13 protein-coding genes and 1 pseudogene are annotated in these 16,426 nt (G+C 68.9%); 8 read left to right on the top strand and 6 right to left on the bottom strand.

Annotated elements, in window-relative coordinates; genetic code table 11:
• The first annotated feature begins 17 nt into the window (after positions 1 to 17).
• The gene (locus tag ABDW61_RS06190) at positions 18 to 1,409 is read left to right on the top strand and encodes an amino acid permease (RefSeq protein ID WP_343637290.1); all 1,392 of its coding nucleotides are present in this window, start codon (positions 18 to 20) and stop codon (positions 1,407 to 1,409) included.
• 16 nt (positions 1,410 to 1,425) lie between these two features.
• Here ABDW61_RS06190 and ABDW61_RS06185 read toward each other — a convergent pair whose 3' ends face one another.
• Complete coding sequence (locus ABDW61_RS06185; RefSeq protein WP_343637289.1) at positions 1,426 to 2,349, bottom strand: M14 family metallocarboxypeptidase; 924 nt, start codon at positions 2,347 to 2,349, stop codon at positions 1,426 to 1,428.
• 71 nt (positions 2,350 to 2,420) lie between these two features.
• A complete protein-coding gene (locus ABDW61_RS06180; protein WP_343637287.1) occupies positions 2,421 to 3,032 on the bottom strand; it encodes a mechanosensitive ion channel family protein in 612 nt (203 codons plus the stop codon).
• A gap of 234 nt (positions 3,033 to 3,266) precedes the next feature.
• Between ABDW61_RS06180 and ABDW61_RS06175 the strand changes: the two genes are divergently transcribed.
• Positions 3,267 to 4,250, top strand: coding sequence for a dienelactone hydrolase family protein (locus ABDW61_RS06175; RefSeq protein WP_343637285.1), 984 nt, complete (start codon positions 3,267 to 3,269; stop codon positions 4,248 to 4,250).
• 13 nt (positions 4,251 to 4,263) lie between these two features.
• Here ABDW61_RS06175 and ABDW61_RS06170 read toward each other — a convergent pair whose 3' ends face one another.
• Complete coding sequence (locus tag ABDW61_RS06170; RefSeq protein WP_343637283.1) at positions 4,264 to 5,937, bottom strand: cellulase family glycosylhydrolase; 1,674 nt, start codon at positions 5,935 to 5,937, stop codon at positions 4,264 to 4,266.
• Between the two features lie 114 nt (positions 5,938 to 6,051).
• Here ABDW61_RS06170 and ABDW61_RS06165 point away from each other — a divergent pair.
• The 4 genes and pseudogenes from ABDW61_RS06165 to ABDW61_RS06150 form a co-directional block, all read left to right on the top strand.
• Positions 6,052 to 6,192, top strand: a pseudogene (locus ABDW61_RS06165) (hypothetical protein); the annotation flags it as partial.
• Positions 6,193 to 6,222: 30 nt separating this feature from the next.
• Positions 6,223 to 6,720, top strand: a complete 498-nt coding sequence (locus ABDW61_RS06160; RefSeq protein ID WP_343637281.1) for an SMI1/KNR4 family protein — start codon at positions 6,223 to 6,225, stop codon at positions 6,718 to 6,720.
• Positions 6,721 to 7,052: 332 nt separating this feature from the next.
• A complete protein-coding gene (locus tag ABDW61_RS06155; protein WP_343637279.1) occupies positions 7,053 to 8,798 on the top strand; it encodes a glycoside hydrolase family 16 protein in 1,746 nt (581 codons plus the stop codon).
• A 301-nt stretch (positions 8,799 to 9,099) separates the two neighbouring features.
• The gene (locus tag ABDW61_RS06150) at positions 9,100 to 10,863 is read left to right on the top strand and encodes a hypothetical protein (protein ID WP_343637277.1); all 1,764 of its coding nucleotides are present in this window, start codon (positions 9,100 to 9,102) and stop codon (positions 10,861 to 10,863) included.
• A 74-nt stretch (positions 10,864 to 10,937) separates the two neighbouring features.
• Here the strand turns inward: ABDW61_RS06150 and ABDW61_RS06145 are convergent, their stop codons facing one another.
• Positions 10,938 to 11,291: a DUF1428 domain-containing protein gene (locus ABDW61_RS06145; RefSeq protein ID WP_343637275.1), complete on the bottom strand. Its 354-nt coding sequence runs from the start codon at positions 11,289 to 11,291 to the stop codon at positions 10,938 to 10,940.
• A 279-nt stretch (positions 11,292 to 11,570) separates the two neighbouring features.
• Here ABDW61_RS06145 and ABDW61_RS06140 point away from each other — a divergent pair, with 279 nt between their 5' ends.
• Entirely contained in the window at positions 11,571 to 12,047 is a 477-nt protein-coding gene (locus tag ABDW61_RS06140) for a hypothetical protein (RefSeq protein WP_343637273.1), read from the top strand.
• Between the two features lie 77 nt (positions 12,048 to 12,124).
• Entirely contained in the window at positions 12,125 to 12,496 is a 372-nt protein-coding gene (locus ABDW61_RS06135) for a YciI family protein (protein ID WP_343637271.1), read from the top strand.
• On the opposite strand, the gene ABDW61_RS06130 is transcribed toward ABDW61_RS06135, so the two are convergent.
• Together ABDW61_RS06130 and ABDW61_RS06125 are read right to left on the bottom strand one after the other, a co-directional pair.
• Positions 12,481 to 14,622: an acyl-CoA dehydrogenase gene (locus ABDW61_RS06130; protein WP_343637269.1), complete on the bottom strand. Its 2,142-nt coding sequence runs from the start codon at positions 14,620 to 14,622 to the stop codon at positions 12,481 to 12,483. The genes ABDW61_RS06135 and ABDW61_RS06130 overlap by 16 nt on opposite strands.
• A gap of 92 nt (positions 14,623 to 14,714) precedes the next feature.
• On the bottom strand, positions 14,715 to 16,241 hold the full coding sequence (locus ABDW61_RS06125; RefSeq protein WP_343637267.1) for an FAD-dependent monooxygenase: 1,527 nt from the start codon (positions 16,239 to 16,241) through the stop codon (positions 14,715 to 14,717).
• Positions 16,242 to 16,426: the final 185 nt, after the last annotated feature.

Below are 16,426 nucleotides of genomic sequence, written 5' to 3'. Positions count from 1 at the left end.
AGTCCCTGGAGATCGACTTGAGCCTCTTCCGAACCAAGAACCTCGACGACCTGCTCGCGCAATCGCGCGCCCCCGGCCACGGCCTGAAGAAAGTGCTCGGTCCGCTGGACCTGGTGCTGATCGGCATCGGCGCCATCGTGGGCACCGGCATTTTCGTGTTGACCGGCACCGGCGCGCTCACCGCCGGACCGGCGCTGACCATCTCCTTCGTCATCGCCGCGCTGGCCTGCGCCTTCGCGGCGCTCTGCTACGCGGAGTTCGCCAGCTCCATCCCCGTCGCCGGCTCTGTCTACACCTACAGCTATGCGACGCTGGGCGAGCTGGTCGCCTGGATCATCGGCTGGGACCTGATGTTGGAGTACGGCCTGGCGGTGTCGGCCGTGGCGGTGGGCTGGTCGGGCTACTTCCAGTCGCTGCTGTCGGGATTCGGCGTCTCGCTGCCGGTCGCGTTGACCGCGGCGCCGGGGGCGCTGCCGCAGGCGCAGACCTGGTTCAACCTGCCGGCCTTCCTCATCGTGCTGGGGCTGACGGCGATGCTGTCGCTGGGCATGCGCGAGTCCAGCCGGTTGAACAACATCATGGTGGTCGTCAAGATCGCCGTGGTGCTGCTGTTCATCGTGGTCGGCGCGCGTCACGTCAGACCGGAGAACTGGCAGCCCTTCGCGCCCTTCGGCGCCAGCGGCGTGCTGAGCGCGGCGGCGCTGGTGTTCTTCGCCTTCATCGGCTTCGATGCGGTGTCGTCGGCGGCCGAGGAGGTCAAGCGCCCCGACCGCGACCTGCCGATCGGCATCATCGGCTCGCTGGCCGTCTGCGCGGCGCTGTACGTGCTGGTGTCGCTGATCATGACCGGCATCGTCCCGTTCCGCGAGTTCGTCGGCGTCGACCACCCGGTGTCGCTGGCGCTGCAGCGCGCCAACGAGACCTGGTTCGCCGGCTTCGTCGACCTGGGCGCCATCGTCGGCATGACGACGGTGATCCTGGTGATGACCTACGGTCAGACGCGGATCATCTTCGCGATGTCGCGCGACGGCCTGCTGCCGCGCCGCCTGTCGGCGCTGCATCCGCGCCATGGCACGCCGTTCTTCGCGACCTGGCTGGTGGGCGGGCTGTTCGGCCTGATCGCGGCGCTGGTGCCGCTGAACGTGCTGGCCGAACTGATCAACATCGGCACGCTGGCGGCCTTCTGCCTGATCGCGCTGGCGGTGATCGTGCTGCGCCGCACGCGGCCTGACCTGCCGCGGGCGTTCCGCTGCCCGGCGGTGCCGGTGGTGCCGCTGCTGGCGATCGCGCTCTGCGTCACGCTGATGACCTTCCTGCAGCCGACCACCTGGATCGCCTTCGGCGTGTGGGTGGCGCTGGGGCTGCTGATGTACTTCGGCTATTCGCGCAGGAGGTCGGTGCTGAACTGAGCGGGCGAGCCCCGGCTCAATGCGCGTGCGCGAGCGCGAAATCCAGCGACGCGCGCACGGCGGTCACCTGGGCCTCGATGCAGGCCTCGGGCGTGGTGCGCGGGCTGTCGGGATAGACCTCGGTGGTGGTCGAGAATCTTGCACGCGTGACGCCGGCGCACAAACCCGCCTCGCGGACCGGAAACTCGATCACACCCTTGGCGATCACCGGGAATCCGATGATCTGGCCGTTCTCGTCGGCCGGCGCGATATGGGTCACCCGTTCGACGGCCTGGATCACCGATTCCTGGAAATCGAGCCGCGAAGTTTCGCTGTTGCCGACCAGATAGAAACCGTCGGGCACGGTTTCGGGTTCGTGCGGTTTGCCGTCGCGGGCCGCCTTGGCGGGTGTGAATTCGGTGGCGTCGGTATCGGTGGTCTCGTGCAGGTCGATGTGCAGCAGGAACTGCCCGGCGTAGGGGGCCAGGAATTCGATCAGCGCCGACGATTCGGCGGCGTCGCGGCTGGCGCCGAAGTTCCGGTTGGGGTCGACCGCGAAGTAATTCCAGCGGCACACGCGCTCGTAGGCCCAGGGGCTGACGCAGGGGACGACGAGGATATTGACGTCGTTCGCATAATCGGCCGCATGGGCCTCGGCGAAACGCAGAGCGCCCAGTACGCCGCTGGTTTCATACCCGTGGACGCCACCGGTCACCAGGACCACGGGGCGCATCGCATGCCAGGTCCGGCTTTTCAGCGCGAGCAGCGGAAACTCGTCGCCGCCGTAGTTCAACTGGCCATAGCGGATGATTTCGAAGGGCCCGTCGAGTGCCTCGACGCGGCGGACCACATCGTCCTGATAACTGCGTGAGCGGACCTGGCGCTCGCGCCAGGCGATGCGTTCCGATTCTCCCCAGGGTACGCCGGGGGACCCGATGGGATAAAAGCGCGTGGTGCTCATGCGGGATTCCGATTTGAAATGGGCAAGGGGCCGACGTTAATGCAAGGCCGGCCGTGGCGCCCGAAAGTCATTCAAGTCCGGATCTGCTGTGCGGGCAGGATCGCGCCGTCGGCCGCCGCGCCGTGCCAGCGCCGCAGCGCGCGCTGGAAGAACAGGCTGTTGGGCAACTGCAGGCTGGTGCCGCTGGCGGGGTCGCCGCTTTCGAGCAGCGTCGTGTAGACCAGGTTGATGTCGATCACGCGGCCCTTCACACCGGGCTTGTCGCCCGACTCCAGCAGTTCGACCACGTCGCCGATGCGGAAGGCGCGGGTGACGTAGATCAGCAGCGCGCAGAAGAGGTTGGACAGCACGCTCCATGCGGCGAAGAACGCGACCGCGCCCACGGTGGCGAAGCCGGTGAAGGCGGTCCACAGCACGGCCCCGGAAACGCCCAGCCGCTCCAGCGCCCAGAGCACGGCGCCGCCGTAGATCAGCACCGCGACGGAGCGCAGGAAGACCGTGGCGACCGTGACGGGCAGCGCATAGGTGCTGGTCAGCTTGCGGGTGAGGTGGCGCGCGACGCGCATCACGAGCCAGGCGCCCAGGCCGATCAGAACGACCTCGATCAGCGGGACCAGGATGTCGAGCCACTCGGCGGCCCAGGCGGGGAGGAAATCGTGGAGGAACCGGTTCAGCTTGTTCATGGGGCGAGAGTGTCGGTGCCCTCGGTGGGGGATGTCTGTATCGAAAGCGTTCCGAGGGAATGGCCGAGGGCGCGAATGTGCCTGATGGGCGGGACAACTGTCGAGCCGGCCGCGTGGCGGCTCGCGGTTAACCTCCGGCGGCCGCTCGCGCCACTTGTGGCGGAAGTGGCGGCCCGTTCATGAGGAGCGCCGGTCAGGCGCTCCACCGCTTTCCTTCACTGCCCGAGAGCCTTCATGCATCGACTGTTCCGAGTCCTGATCTCCGTGTGCGTGCTCGGCCTGTCCGTCACCGCCGCGCGCGCTGACGACAGCACCCGCATCGCCTTCGACAGCTTCACGCCCAAGTCGCTCTTCGACCTCGCACGCGAGCGCCGCGCGCAATGGGTCCCGGCGCCGGTGTGGGGCGATCTCAGCCTGCCGGCGGGCTTCGCCGGACCGGTGCCCGCGATCGTGCTCGCGCACGGCAGCGATGGCGTGGGGCCGGGGCTGCAGCAATGGGTCAAGGCCTTCAACGGCATCGGCGTGGCGACCTTCATCGTCGACAGCTTCGCGCCGCGCGGCGTGTCGTCGACCGCCGCGGACCAGACCAGCGTGCCGGCCGCGGCCAACGTGATGGATGCCTTCCAGGCGCTGCGCCTGCTGTCGGCCGACCCGCGCATCGACGCCCGGCGCATCGGCATCATGGGCTTCTCGCGCGGCGGCACCGTGGCGCTGCAGACGGCCGAGCTGCCCTTCCTGCGCGCCGTCGTGAAGACCGGCCAGGCCTTCGCGCTGCACATCGCGGCCTATGCCGGGTGCTCGCAGATCTACACCTCGCCGAACCTGACGCGCGCGCCGCTGCTCAACCTTGTCGGGGCCGCCGACGACTACACGCATCCGGAGCCCTGCGAGGCCCTGGCCGCCGAGTACGCCGCGCTCGGCACGCCGGTGGAGACGCATCGCTACGCGGATGCGCATCACGCCTGGGACAGCCTGCTGCCGGTGCGCTACCGGGCCGATGCGACCAGCGGCTACGCCTGCGGCGTCATCCGCACCGACATTCCGACCTGGGTGGTGACCTCCGAGCGCACCGGCCAGGTCATTCCGGCGGACCAGCTCACGGCCTTCATCAATGCCTGCATGACGCGCGGCGCGCACGTCGGCCGCAACGAGGCCGCCTTCCAGGCCTCGCGCGAGGACGCGACGCGCTTCGTGCGGCGCGTGTTCTTCGGTCAGTGAAGGCCGCGGCGGCTTACTTGCAGACGGCCGCGTCCACCGCCGAGCCGTCCCACAGCCGCTTCAGGTTGTTGTACTTGTCCTGTGACACGCTCTGCCAGTCGTCCTGCAGGATGCCGCCGGTGTCGCCGGAGTTCGGGTTCCACGACCAGTAGAAGAAGTTGCGCACGCCCTTGCACTTCAGCCAGTCGACGAACTTGACCTGCCACTGGCGGTCCTTGTCGGTGAAGCGGCCGCCGAACTCGCCCAGGACCACCGCGTTCTTGCCCATGAAGCGGCCGAGCTGGTTCTGCCAGATCGCGGGCATGTTGTTCGGGAAGCCGGTGCCGTCGCCGAAGTAGGGCTGGCTGCTCACCGACGGGCCGTAGATGTGCGGCGACAGGACCAGGCGGTTGCGCGGGATCCTGGTCTCGTCGATCGGATAGCAGGCGTAGGGCTCGATGTTGCCGCCCCACCAGTGGGCATCGGGGTTCTCGCAGCGGCCCTGGTTGTCGGACACGCCCTCGACGAACACCAGCAGCTTGGCGTTGGTGCCGAGCACCGCGCTGCCGGCGCGTTCGGCCGCCAGCTTCCAGTCGTTGCTCGCGTCGGCGGTGCCCCAGAAGGCGCCGCTGCCGCCGCTGCTGTGCGGTTCGTTCTTCAGGTCGATGGCGAAGACGTTGGGCACGTTGCGATAGCGGTCGGCGACGAACTTCAGGTCCGCGACCCACTGGTCCAGCGTGTAGCCGGGGATCTGCGGCGTCGTCGAGATCGCGTTGCAGTCCGGGCGGTGATGGTCGAGCAGGACGTAGAAGCCGCGCGACGCGAACTCGGCCACGACGCGGTCCAGCACCTGCAGCGGCGTCTTGTCGGCGAGGTCGGGGTTGATGCTGGTGTTCAGCGCGCCGCTGGGGCGGCCGGTCGAGTGCAGCGTGGCGGGGCAGAAGGGCAGGCGGACGGCGTTGAAGCCCAGGTCCTTCATCTGGCCGATCATGTCCTTGTAATTGCGCTGCCACAGGCCGTGGGCGACGAGATCCGGCGTCTCGAAGCCGAACCAGTTGACCCCGCGGATCGAGACGGCGGTGCCCTGGCTGTCGAGGATGCGGCCGTCGGCGGCGACGCTGAACGGCAGCTTGAACTGGCCCGTCGCGGGAACGGAGAGATCGCCGCCGGGAGCGGGCGCGGGCGCCGGTGCAGGAGCAGGCGCTGGCGCAGGGGCTGGTGCCGGTGCCGGTGCCGGTGCCGGTGCCGGTGCCGGAGCTGGTGCTGGTGCTGGTGCTGGTGCTGGTGCTGGTGCTGGTGCTGGTGCAGGAGCCGGAGCCGGAGCTGGAGCCGAACCCGCTTCGGCGATGCGGAAGGAGGTGGGGCTGGGCGCGGTGCCGGTGCCGCAGAAGCCGACTTCGAAGCTCTGACCCGGCGCGACGGGGGAGTTCCAGCTCAGGCCGGTGACGGCGTAGGTGCTGCCGGATTCGAGCTTGAACTGGCCGCTCCAGCTGTTGTTCATCGTCCCCTTGGGCATGTCGAAGCGCAGGGTCCAGGCACCGCTGGGGGCGGTGCCGGGATTGCGGATGGTGGCGCGGGAGCAGAAGCCGCCGGACCAGAGGTCCTGGGCGACGTTGACGCTGAGGGCGGCGTATGCGGGCGCGACCGCGCCGAAGGCGAGGGCCACGAGGCTGGCGCGCGGGACGAATCGACGGGGAAGTGAGCGCATGGCGTGTGAATGGAGTGGAAGAAGGGTGAACACGCGCAGTGTCGAAGCAAGGTCCGCAAGGGCTGGTCAGATTCGGTAACGACTGATGACTGCGTTGTCATCGCGTGGCAACCGGCGTTGGGCCTGGCGGCGACGGACCGCAGGCTGCTGCCGTATGGGGCTCCGGAGGCGACCTTCCGTGCCAGGCCGGGATGCCTGCCGGGGCCGTCGGTGCTGTATCTCGCGACGAAGGCGGCGTGGGCGGTGAGGGGGTAGAGTGCGGCGACCAGGCTCATGTCGCCAGCAATGCATCCGGAACAGTTTCTTCTCGTCCTTCAAGCGCTCGAGCATTCAGGGGCGGTTGATCCTTCGGCATTGCGCGGATGCAGTGCTGAGGAGATCGTGATCCTCGAGCGCACGCACGGCGTGTGTCTTCCCCAAACGTATCGGGCCTTCTTGTCCGTGATGGGCCATGGCGGCGGAGGCGTTTTCGACCACGATCATGTGGAAGCCGATTACGGCGTGGCGATGCGTCTGACGGATGACTGCCGGCGCGATGGCTCGCGCAAGTTCCGGCTTCCGGCGGACGCGGTCGTCATCCTGGACCGGATGGGCGACCACCAGCAGTTCATTCGATGCAGTCGGGACGATGACTCGCCGGTCTGGGGCGTGAACGTCTGGGACAGCGAGCCCGTCCTGGCCTTTGACTCGGTCCTCGACTGGCTGTCGGGGTGGGGCGAGGAGGCTCAGATGGCAAAGGCCATGCTCGAAACCATGAGGCGGCGGCGAGGGCCGATGTATTGAGCGCCTGCGGTCGGTCGCGGCCCTCACCCCCGCCGTCTCCCGCAAGCGGGCGAGGGAGTTCGAAGCGTCGTACCGCGCGGCCAGGATCCGCGGCTGCCCGCCGAAGAGAACTCCCTCGCCCCCGAAGGGGGAGAGGGCAGGGGGGCTCGTCGCCAGACGCCGTTGCCATCGAAAACCCTCAATGGCTTGAAAGCGCTTTCAAAATCGTTGGAACTTCCCTAGGATGCGCCTCGCTGGAGAAGTCGCGGACCAGGACGCGCGCCGCAGAGCGCTCGCCGGACCGTGCCGATCGGTGCTCTCCCGCACCCCTTCGACATCTTCTGGAGACAAGCATGGGATTTCCAAAACGCCTTGACGTGCGCGCCGCCGCATTGGGCCTGCTGGTCACTGCCGCCACGCAGGCCGGCGCCAGCGTCACCAACCCCACCATCGGCCGACTGCTGTGGTCCGAGGAGTTCAACGGCGCCACCTTGAACACCGCCCTCTGGACGCCGTTCGACGGCAACGGCTGCCAGATCAATCTCTGCGGCTACGGCAACGCGGAGCTCGAGTCCTACAGCCCGAACAACCTCTCGATCGCCGACGTGCCCTTCGAACCCGGCACTCGCGCGCTCGCGATCCGCGCGCTGAGGCAGACCGTGGGCAGCAACGAGTTCACCTCCGGGAAGATCGATTCCTACGGCAAGGTGCAGGTGCAGTACGGAATGATCGAGATCCGCATGGCCACGCCGCAGGTCACCACCGGCCTGTGGCCGGCCGCCTGGCTGCTCGGCACCAGCCCGCAGGTCTGGCCGCGCAAGGGCGAGATCGACATCGTCGAGCAGGGCCATCGCGCCTCCGCCTGGGCCGCCGCGGGCGCGCCGTCGCCGGACTATTACGTCGGCTCCAACGTGATCACCTGGTCGCAGGCCGCCTGCGTGCCGGGGAACGAATCGTGCGCCGCGTCCACCGCCTGGCAGACCAAGAACTGGTACCGGCCGCAGGTGTCTTTCGCGAACCGCTTCGTCAAGTACCGCTTCTACTGGACCGAAAGCCAGATGCGCTTCACCGTCGTGGACAACGACGGCGAGCACGACATGTACGACGCGCCGCTGCCGGTGAATTCGGCCGCCTTGCAGGCGCCGTTCTATCTGCTGCTGAACATGGCGGTGGGCGGCAATTTCACCGATGCGGCGACGCCGTCGCAGGTCACCGCGCCGCTGCCCGCCACGATGTATGTCGACTACGTCCGCGTGTACGAGCTCGATGGCAAGGGCGAGGTGAAGCTGGGCAACCAGGTGGTGCCGGAGGTGGGCAAGTTCGGCGTGTTCACCGACAACACGGCGGTCAACAACAAGCTGGTGGCGGGCAGCACCTCGGACATCTTCCTGTGGAACGGCGCCTCGACCGGCGCGGGCAACATCCTGCCGTACGAAGGCGGCAACGTGATCGCGTGGAGCTACAACACGCCGGGCCAGTGGTTCGGCGGCGGCATCCAGTCGCGCCAGGTCCGCGACCTGACCAACTTCCGCAATGGCCAGGTGAAGGTCCGGATCAAGATCCCGGCCGACGTGTCCTTCAACATCGGCATCGGCGACACCTACACCAACCAGTCGTGGGTGAACTTCCCCGCCAATACGACGGCATTCGGCATGGTGCGCAATGGCGAATGGGCGCAGGCGACGATCCCGGTGTCGACGCTGATCGGGCCGAAGGTGGCGCTGCAGTCGATCGCGGACATCTTCATGATCTCGAGCGACAACAACCGGCTGCCGGCCTCGGCCTTCCAGTTCGCGATCGATGACGTGGTGTGGGAGTCCGGCACGACGACGCAGGAACCGCCGCCCCCGGCCGGCATCAGCCAGCCGACAGCGACGACGGTCAAGTTCACCGAGCCGACCGGGACCTGGGCCGATGTGCATTACACGGTCAATGGCGGCAGGCAATTGAACGTGCGGATGCTCAAGGAAGGCAGCGGCAACGCGTACACGGCCACCGGGCTGAAGAAGGGCGACGTCGTGCGATTCAACTTCACCTACTGGGACCCGGCGCGCAATGGCGCCTATGACACGGCGGCGCAGAGCTATACGGTGAAGTAGACGGTCGCTGAACAGGCGAGCCCGGCAACGTCCACCGCTTCACGACGCGCTGAGTTCGCCCGTCCGGGTGTTCTTGAATAGTCCCCCGGTACCGCGCGCACCGATACTTCGCACTTTCGCGCCAGGGAGGGCGCCGCAGGGGCGGCGCTCATGCGCGCGTTCGACGACCGCCATGCCATTCGACAGATTCGACCGACGTCATCACGACGCGCGCGTTGCCGCGCCTTTGCGCCGCCTGCTCGCCGCCGGGATCGCCTGCTCAACCGTCCTTCTGAGCGCGTGCGGGGGAGGTTCCTCCGACTTGAGCGCCAAGCCGCAAGAAGTCCCCTCCGACACCCGGCCCACGCTGGTCCGCGTGGCGGTGGAGGCCGCTGGCAGCCGCTGCCCCGCCGCGGGCACCCGCGTCGAATCAGGCCGCGATGCCGATGGCAACGGCGTGCTCGCCGACTCGGAAGTCTCTTCTACGCAGTACGTTTGCAACGGCGCCGACGGAAAGCCAGGAGCCAATGGCCAATCCGTGCTGGTGCGCGTGCGTGCCGAGGCGGCGGGCGCCAATTGCGCGCTAGGCGGCTCCGCGGTACTGGCCGGAACGGACGCCAACGGCAACGGCTCGCTCGAAGACGGAGAAGCCAGCAGCGTGGCCTACGTGTGCAGCGGTGCGGGCGGCGCCACGGGACCCGCCGGGCCGACCGGCCCAAGCGGCCCAGCGGGCGCTTCCGGTTTCGATGCGCTGGTGGCGCTCGCATCGGAGCCGGCTGGCGCCAATTGCCCGTATGGCGGGCAGCGGGTGCAGTCGGGCGTGGACAGCAATCGCAGCGGCGTCCTGGACGCGGGCGAGGTGAGCTCCACGGCGTATCTCTGCAGCGCGGCCCCCGCCGACACGCGGTGGGTGAATGTCACCGCCTCGACCGTGCAGGCGGAGCCGAACACGGGGTACCTCGCCAATGCCGCCACGCCGGTGGTCATCACGCTGCCGGCCTCGCCCGTCATCGGTGACTGGATCAAGGTCACGGGCGTGGGCACCGGCGGATGGAGCGTCGCCCAGAACGCCGGACAGCGCATCGCGACGGTCGGTCTGCCCGGTGGCAACAAGATCGACTGGACCGCCGAAGCGCCCACCGCCACCTGGGTCGCCACCAGCATGTCGGCCGACGGCACGCAGCAGGTCGCGGCCGCCTCGTCGGGCGAGCTGCTGACCTCGAGCGACACTGGCGCCCATTGGGCGCCGCGGCTGACCGGTCAAGCCTGGTCCGGCGTGGCGATGTCCTCGGACGGCAGCCGCATCGTGGCGTCGACCAATGGCGGAGCGCTCTACACCTCGACCGACGGCGGCAACAACTGGAACAACGACGGCAGCAGCCGCGCATGGAGCGCGGTCGCGAGCTCGGCGGACGGCCTGCGGCTCGTCGCCACGGCCTACCTGGGGCAGATCTGGACCTCCGCCGACGGCGGCGCCAACTGGACGGCGCGCGACTCCAGCCGTGCTTGGCGCGCGGTCAGCTCCTCGGCGGATGGACGGGTGCTCGCCGCGGTCACCAACGGGGCGCAGATCTTCGTGTCGACCGATTTCGGCGTGACCTGGACCCCGCGAGCCTCCGCCCAGTTCTGGTGGAGCGTGGCGTCCTCGTCCGATGGCAAGCGCATGGTCGCGACCGTCGACACGGGCAGCGTCTGGCGCTCCAGCGACTTCGGCACCACCTGGGAGCCCGTCGGCACCAACCGCGACTGGCGCGGGATCGCGAGCTCCGCGGATGGCCGCTATGTCGTCGCCGCCACCAGTGGCGGCACGCTCTACGAGTCCCCGGACGGCGGCACGACCTGGCGCGCCTCGGCCGATGGCGGTGCGTGGTCCTCCGTGTCCAGCAGCGCCGATGGTCAGACGCTGCTGGCGGCGAAGTCGGGCGCGGCACTCTACGGCGGCGTCCGCCGGCCGTCCACGACGCCTGGCGTCACGGGCTCGCTCTCGGGCGGGCAGGGCGACGCGCTGCACCTGCAGTACGTCGGCGGCGGCGTGTTCATGCCGATCAGCTACGTGTCGTCCAACGTGGAGTTCACGCCGCGCTGAGCCTCGGCCGCCGCCCACTTGCGCGACCCGCGAAGCGCAGGCCTCATCGGGGCGAACGCCCGGGCGTTCCTCGCTCAGGCTTCCACGATGATCTGGAACCCGCCGAAGATCATGCGCTGGCCGTCGAAAGGCATGTCTTTCGGATCGTGGTTCATCCGCGGGTCTTCCATCGACTTCTTCATCCCGACGTCGCGCACCTGACGCGACGGCCAGACGATCCACGAGAACACCACGGTCTCGTCGGGCTTGCGCTGCACGGCCATCGGGAAGGAGGTCACCTTGCCGTCCGGGACGTCATCGCCCCAGCATTCGACGACGCTGAGCGCGCCATGGTCCTTGAACACGGCCGAGGCGTCCTGCGCCAGCTGGCGATAGGCCTCGCGCTTGGCGGTCGGCACGGCGATCACGAATCCATCCACGTAGTTCATTGCGGTTCTCCGGTTGATGGCGCGGCGTACTGCCGCCCCCTTGCACGACGAATGGCGGCGGGGGAAATCGACAGCGTAGGGCAGAGGGGAGGTGAAGCCCATTCCCCTGATCCGTCCTGGGATAGATTCTCGGCATGCCGGCATGGAAACGGCTCGAATCAGACGGGAGGCTGAATGAACGGCATCGGACGAGTACTTGTCGTGGTGACGGCCGTCGCGGCGGGAGCGCTCCTCGCAGGCTGCGTCAGTTGCGGCGAGCGGAGCATCCAGCGCCTCAGTGTGAAGGAGCCCGTTCCTCTCATCAAGACCAGCCTGCTCGCGGACGACCTCTGGCTGGATCATCCGGGCTTCGCCATCGCGGTCGGGCACTGCCGTGGGAATCCCGCCGGCCGCCAGGGCGCCGATGCGGCGCTGTGCGCCAAGCTGTTCGTGCACCAGGGCACCACGCTCCAGTTCGAGCAGGCGACCTTCAAGCTGCTCGACCTGAAGACCGGCGAGACCTACGACGTCCCGATGAAGGGGCAGGGGTTCCGGCCGCTGGAGCCGATCGTGGGATCGGACTTCCGCATCAATTCCGGCTTCGATCGCTTCGTCAACGAGCCCGGCACGCCGGAGTACTTCCGCCTGCTGGAGTTCTGGCCGCCCAACGCGCTGGTGCTGGCGATGCCGCGCGTGCGCATCGGGCAGCAACTGATCGATCTGCCGGTGATCCGGACGGATCCAACGACCGAGCGGCGTTGCTACAGCTTCCATTGAACGAGGAATCTTGAGATCGCTGTCGATTTCCGATCTCGCGCTTCGTCGTCAAGGCATCAACCCTGAAAGGACCTTCCGTGAAATACCTTGGCCTGGCCTACTTCACCCCCGAGAAATTCGCTCAGATGTCGCCGGAGGACGTCAAGGCGCTGGTGAGCCAATGCCCGGCGCTGGACGAGAAGATGCGCGCCACCGGCAAGGTGCTCGTGTCCGCGTCGCTCGGCGACCTGGAGCAGTGGAAGACCCTGCGTCCGCGGGGCGGCAGGACGCAGGTCACCGACGGCCCGTACACCGAGGCCAAGGAAGTCGTCGGCGGCCTGTTCATCATCGATGCCGAGACCCCCGAGGAAGCGCTGCGTCTGGCCTCGATGCACCCGGCCGCGACCTTGGGCGAGGAGGGCGGATGGGCCGTCGAGCTCATCCCCATGGACTTCTATCTGACGCCCTGATCCTCGTCCACGCGGATCACTTCCTCGGCCGCGCGCAGATAGGCGAGCGCGGCCTCGGGATCGCGTGACGCGCGCGCCACCTCCTCGAGCGAGCCGGCGCGTCGCAGCGCCTTGTTGAGTTTGGGCACCTCGTCGCCGAGCGCGCGGGCCGCTTCGAGCGCGCGCATCAGATCGAGCAGACCACCGCTCTTGGGTCGCGAGACATCGGGGCACAGGCGCTGCACCAGCGCCGGTTGCGTGCGCAGCGCCTCGGCCAGCGCGATGGACTCGCGGTCGCGCAGCGGCGCGAGGTGGCCGGTGCCGTGCAGGAACATCGGTGCCATCGCCCGCAACAGGCGCGAGGGCAGATTCGCATAGAGCTCGCGAAGCAGCGACGCGGCCTCGTCCAGTTGAAGGCGGATCGCGGCGCGCGCCACCGGCAGCATCGCGGGCTCGTTCTCGACCTGATACCGCCACACGCTGGCCGCGGCCAGGTAGAGTGCGGCGAGCACGTCTCCCAGCCGTGCCGACAGCAACTCCATGCGTTTGAGCTTGCCACCCAGCAGCCCCATGGCGACATCGGCCGTGAGCGCGTAGCGGGCGGACAGCGAGGCGATGAGCTTGGCCTCGCTCCGCAGGCCGTCGGGCGGCTGGCCACGCAACGGTGCATGGATCAGGCTGCGCCACAGATTGCGCATCACATGGCCGGCATGCCTCATCAGCGCGCGCCCAAGCCGCTCCGGATCCTGCGCCTGCACGGCCGCCATCTCCTCCAGCACGAAGGGATGGCAACGGGTCGCGCCCTGGCCGAAGATGATCAGCGCGCGAGACAGCAGGTTGGCGCCCTCCACCGTGATCGCGATCGGCGCGTGCCGATACGCGACGCCGAGCAGGTTGCGCGGCCCCGCGATGATCCCCTTGCCGCCGAGCACGTCCATGCCTTCGTTGACCGCGCTGCGGCCGGCTTCGGTGAGCTGCACCTTGAGGATCGCGCTGGCGACGCTGGGGCGCTCGCCGGCGTCCAGGGCCGCGGCGGTGTAGCGGCGCGCGGCATCGGTGGCGTAGAGCCGCGCGGCCATCCGCGCGGTGATGCCGGCAATGGCGTGGAAACGCCCGATGGGCAGGCCGAACTGCTCACGCACCTGGCCATAGCCGTTGACCACGAACAGCGCCGTCTGCTGCATCGCCGCGCCCAGCGCCGGCAGCGAGATGGCGCGGCCCGCGGCCAGGCATTCCATCAGCATGCGCCAGCCCTGGCCGACGCGCTCCTCGCCGCCGATCACCCAGTCCATCGGCACGAACACGTCCTCGCCGCGGATCGGGCCGTTCATGAAGGCCGAGTTCATCGGGTGGTGCCGGCGGCCGATGTCCATGCCGGGCGTGGGCACCGGCAGCAGCGCGCAGGTGATGCCGAGCTCCTGCTCACCCTCGGGACGCGAGGGGTCGACCGCCTGGAAGGCCAGGCCCACCACGCTCGCCACCGGCGCGAGCGTGATGTAGCGCTTGTCGAAGCGCACGCTGAAGCCGCGCACCACGCGGCCATCGATGGTGCGCTCGGTGAGCACGCCGCGATCGGGGATGGATGCCGCGTCGGAGCCCGCGTAGGGCGAGGTCAGGCCGAAGCAGGGCAGCTCGCGGCCATCGGCCAGACGGGGCAGGTAGTGCTGCTGCTGGGCCGGCGTGCCGTAGCGCAGCAGCAACTCGGCCGGGCCGAGCGAGTTGGGCACCATCACCGTCACCGCGCAGGCGGTGTTGACCGTGGCAATGCGGGTCACGACCTCGGCATGCGCGTAATGGCCGAAGCCCAGGCCGCCGTACTCCTTGGGAATGATCATCCCGAAGAAGCGATGCTCGCGCAGGTAGCGCCACACCTCGGGTGGCAGATCGCCGGCGGTGTCGATGGCATGGTCGTCGAGCATGCCGATCAGCGTCTTGACCTCGTTGTCGAGGAACCGGCGCTCCTCGTCGGTGAGGCGATTCGGGCCCTGCGCGAGCAGAGCGTCGAAGTCGGGCCGGCCCGCGAAGAGCTGCCCCTCGAAGCCGACGGTGCCGGCTTCGAGTGCCGCGCGTTCGGTGTCGCCCATCGCGGGCAGGGCCTTGGAGAACGGCGCCATCGCCAGGCGCCCGATGAGTCGATGTACTCCCATGGGTCGAGCCTAGACTTGGCGCCCGCGCGCCGGTGTCGGGCGAGGACGCGCCCGCGCGTAGGACGCGAAGCCGCGGGCGATGCCGGCCGGGCTCAGGCCGCGTGAACGCCGCACCAGGTGCGCAAGGCCTCGTCGAGCCCGCGCGCGCTGCCTTCGCCGACCCAGGCCACGTAACCGTCGGGACGGATCAGCACGCCCGTGGGCGGCGTGACCGTGCCGATCACCGGCAGCTCCCATGGCCCGACAGGGCGAGCGCTCAGACATCGCAGCCGACCGGATGAACGCGCCAGTGATGCGTTTCCCGCCGTGCCCCCGCCGAGATCCAGCAGCACGGCGCGTCCGTCATGCAGCAGGCTGAAGACGCGGCAGGGACCATCGTCGGTGATGAGGTCCAGATCCGGCATGCGGCGTCCGAGCTGCGGATGTCCGGGGCCGAGGTCGTAGCGGATGCCCAGCCCCGAGAGGTCGCCGGCCAGGCGCTTGCGCGGCTCGTCCAGGACGAGCAGTTCCCCGAGCGTGTCGCGCAGCGCGCCGATGCCGTCGTCCTGGCGGAGCAGCGTGGCGCCTGCCATCGCGTATCGCAGCACGCGCGCGCCGACGGGGTGGCGTTCGGCGTGATAGGTGTCGAGCAACGCCTCGGGCGACACGCCCTGGACGACCTGGGCCAACTTCCAGCCCAGGTTCATCGCGTCCTGGACGCCGGTGTTCAGACCCTGTCCGCCCACCGGCGAATGCACATGCGCGGCGTCGCCGGCCAGCAGCACCCGGCGGTCGCGGTAGCTCGCTGCTTGGCGCGCGGCGTCGGTGAAGCGGGAGATCCAGGTCGGTGAGTGCAAGCCGTAATCGGTGCCGCATGTGGCGATGAGCGCGGCGCGGAGCTCGTCCAGCGTCGGCTCGCCGCGGGCGCTGGCGCTGGCTTCCGGCACCATCACGCGGATCGGGCCGCCGTCCTTGTAGAGGATTTCGCCATTGCGGATCTCGTAGTCGCGCTTGCCGAACGAGTACGTGCCCTGCGCCGTGCGATGGATGCCGAGCGGCGGCGGCTCGCTCATTTCGACTTCGGCGAGCAGGTTGCTTTCGGTCGCGTCCCATCCCGGGAATGCGATGCCCGCGCGCTTGCGGACGATGCTGCGTCCGCCGTCGCAGCCGACGAGGTAAGCGGCCCTCAGCACGAGGCCTTCGGAGGTCTTGATGGTCACGCCGCCCTCGTCCTGGACGAAGTCCTCCACCGAGCGCTCGCGGTGGAAGTGCACGCCGAGTTCCTCGGCGCGAAGGGCGAGCAGATGCTCGATGCGGTTCTGCCAGAGGCCGAGCGTGCAGGCGTGCCGGGAGGGGAAGTCGCTCAGGTCCAGCTTGGTCGAGGCGAATCCGCAGCGCTGCGCGACCTGTCCCTCGGCGAGGAAGCGCTCGACGATGCCGCGTTGATCGAGTTCCTCGAGCGTGCGCGCATGCAGGCCACCGGCGCGCGAGCCGGCCAGCGTCTGGTCCGCGCGGCGCTCGACGATGGCGACGTCGACGCCGGCCAGGGCCAGCTCGCTGGCGAGCATGAGGCCGGTGGGCCCGCCGCCGGCGATCACGACCTCATGCGAGCTCGTGTCGGTGACGTCCGTGGTGTGCATGGCAGTACTCCTGATTCGTTGAATCACTGATGGTCGGGCGGCGATTCTGGAGTTCGCCCGGGGTGCTGGTGCAAGCCCCGGGGTGGTCGCTACACTGAAGGCAACGGTTGGCGCTCGACGCGTCCGGCCAAAGCAAAACGCCCGGCATGAGCCGGGCGTTCTTGTTTGGAGGGCGATCCGTTCGG

The sequence above is a fragment of the Roseateles sp. genome (assembly GCF_039595595.1).
Classification (GTDB): domain Bacteria; phylum Pseudomonadota; class Gammaproteobacteria; order Burkholderiales; family Burkholderiaceae_C; genus Roseateles.
The sequence above is the reverse complement of the archived record's forward strand: the minus strand, read 5'-3'. Positions and strand labels throughout refer to the sequence as shown.

Bases quoted from the DNA above. Each gene is read 5' to 3' on its own strand.
- ABDW61_RS06185 (WP_343637289.1), bottom strand. From the start codon at position 2,349: ATGAGCACCACGCGCTTTTATCCCATCGGGTCCCCCGGCGTACCCTGG.
- ABDW61_RS06180 (WP_343637287.1), bottom strand. From the start codon at position 3,032: ATGAACAAGCTGAACCGGTTCCTCCACGATTTCCTCCCCGCCTGGGCC.
- ABDW61_RS06175 (WP_343637285.1), top strand. From the start codon at position 3,267: ATGCATCGACTGTTCCGAGTCCTGATCTCCGTGTGCGTGCTCGGCCTG.
- ABDW61_RS06170 (WP_343637283.1), bottom strand. From the start codon at position 5,937: ATGCGCTCACTTCCCCGTCGATTCGTCCCGCGCGCCAGCCTCGTGGCC.
- ABDW61_RS06160 (WP_343637281.1), top strand. From the start codon at position 6,223: ATGCATCCGGAACAGTTTCTTCTCGTCCTTCAAGCGCTCGAGCATTCA.
- ABDW61_RS06155 (WP_343637279.1), top strand. From the start codon at position 7,053: ATGGGATTTCCAAAACGCCTTGACGTGCGCGCCGCCGCATTGGGCCTG.
- ABDW61_RS06145 (WP_343637275.1), bottom strand. From the start codon at position 11,291: ATGAACTACGTGGATGGATTCGTGATCGCCGTGCCGACCGCCAAGCGC.
- ABDW61_RS06130 (WP_343637269.1), bottom strand. From the start codon at position 14,622: ATGGGAGTACATCGACTCATCGGGCGCCTGGCGATGGCGCCGTTCTCC.
- ABDW61_RS06125 (WP_343637267.1), bottom strand. From the start codon at position 16,241: ATGCACACCACGGACGTCACCGACACGAGCTCGCATGAGGTCGTGATC.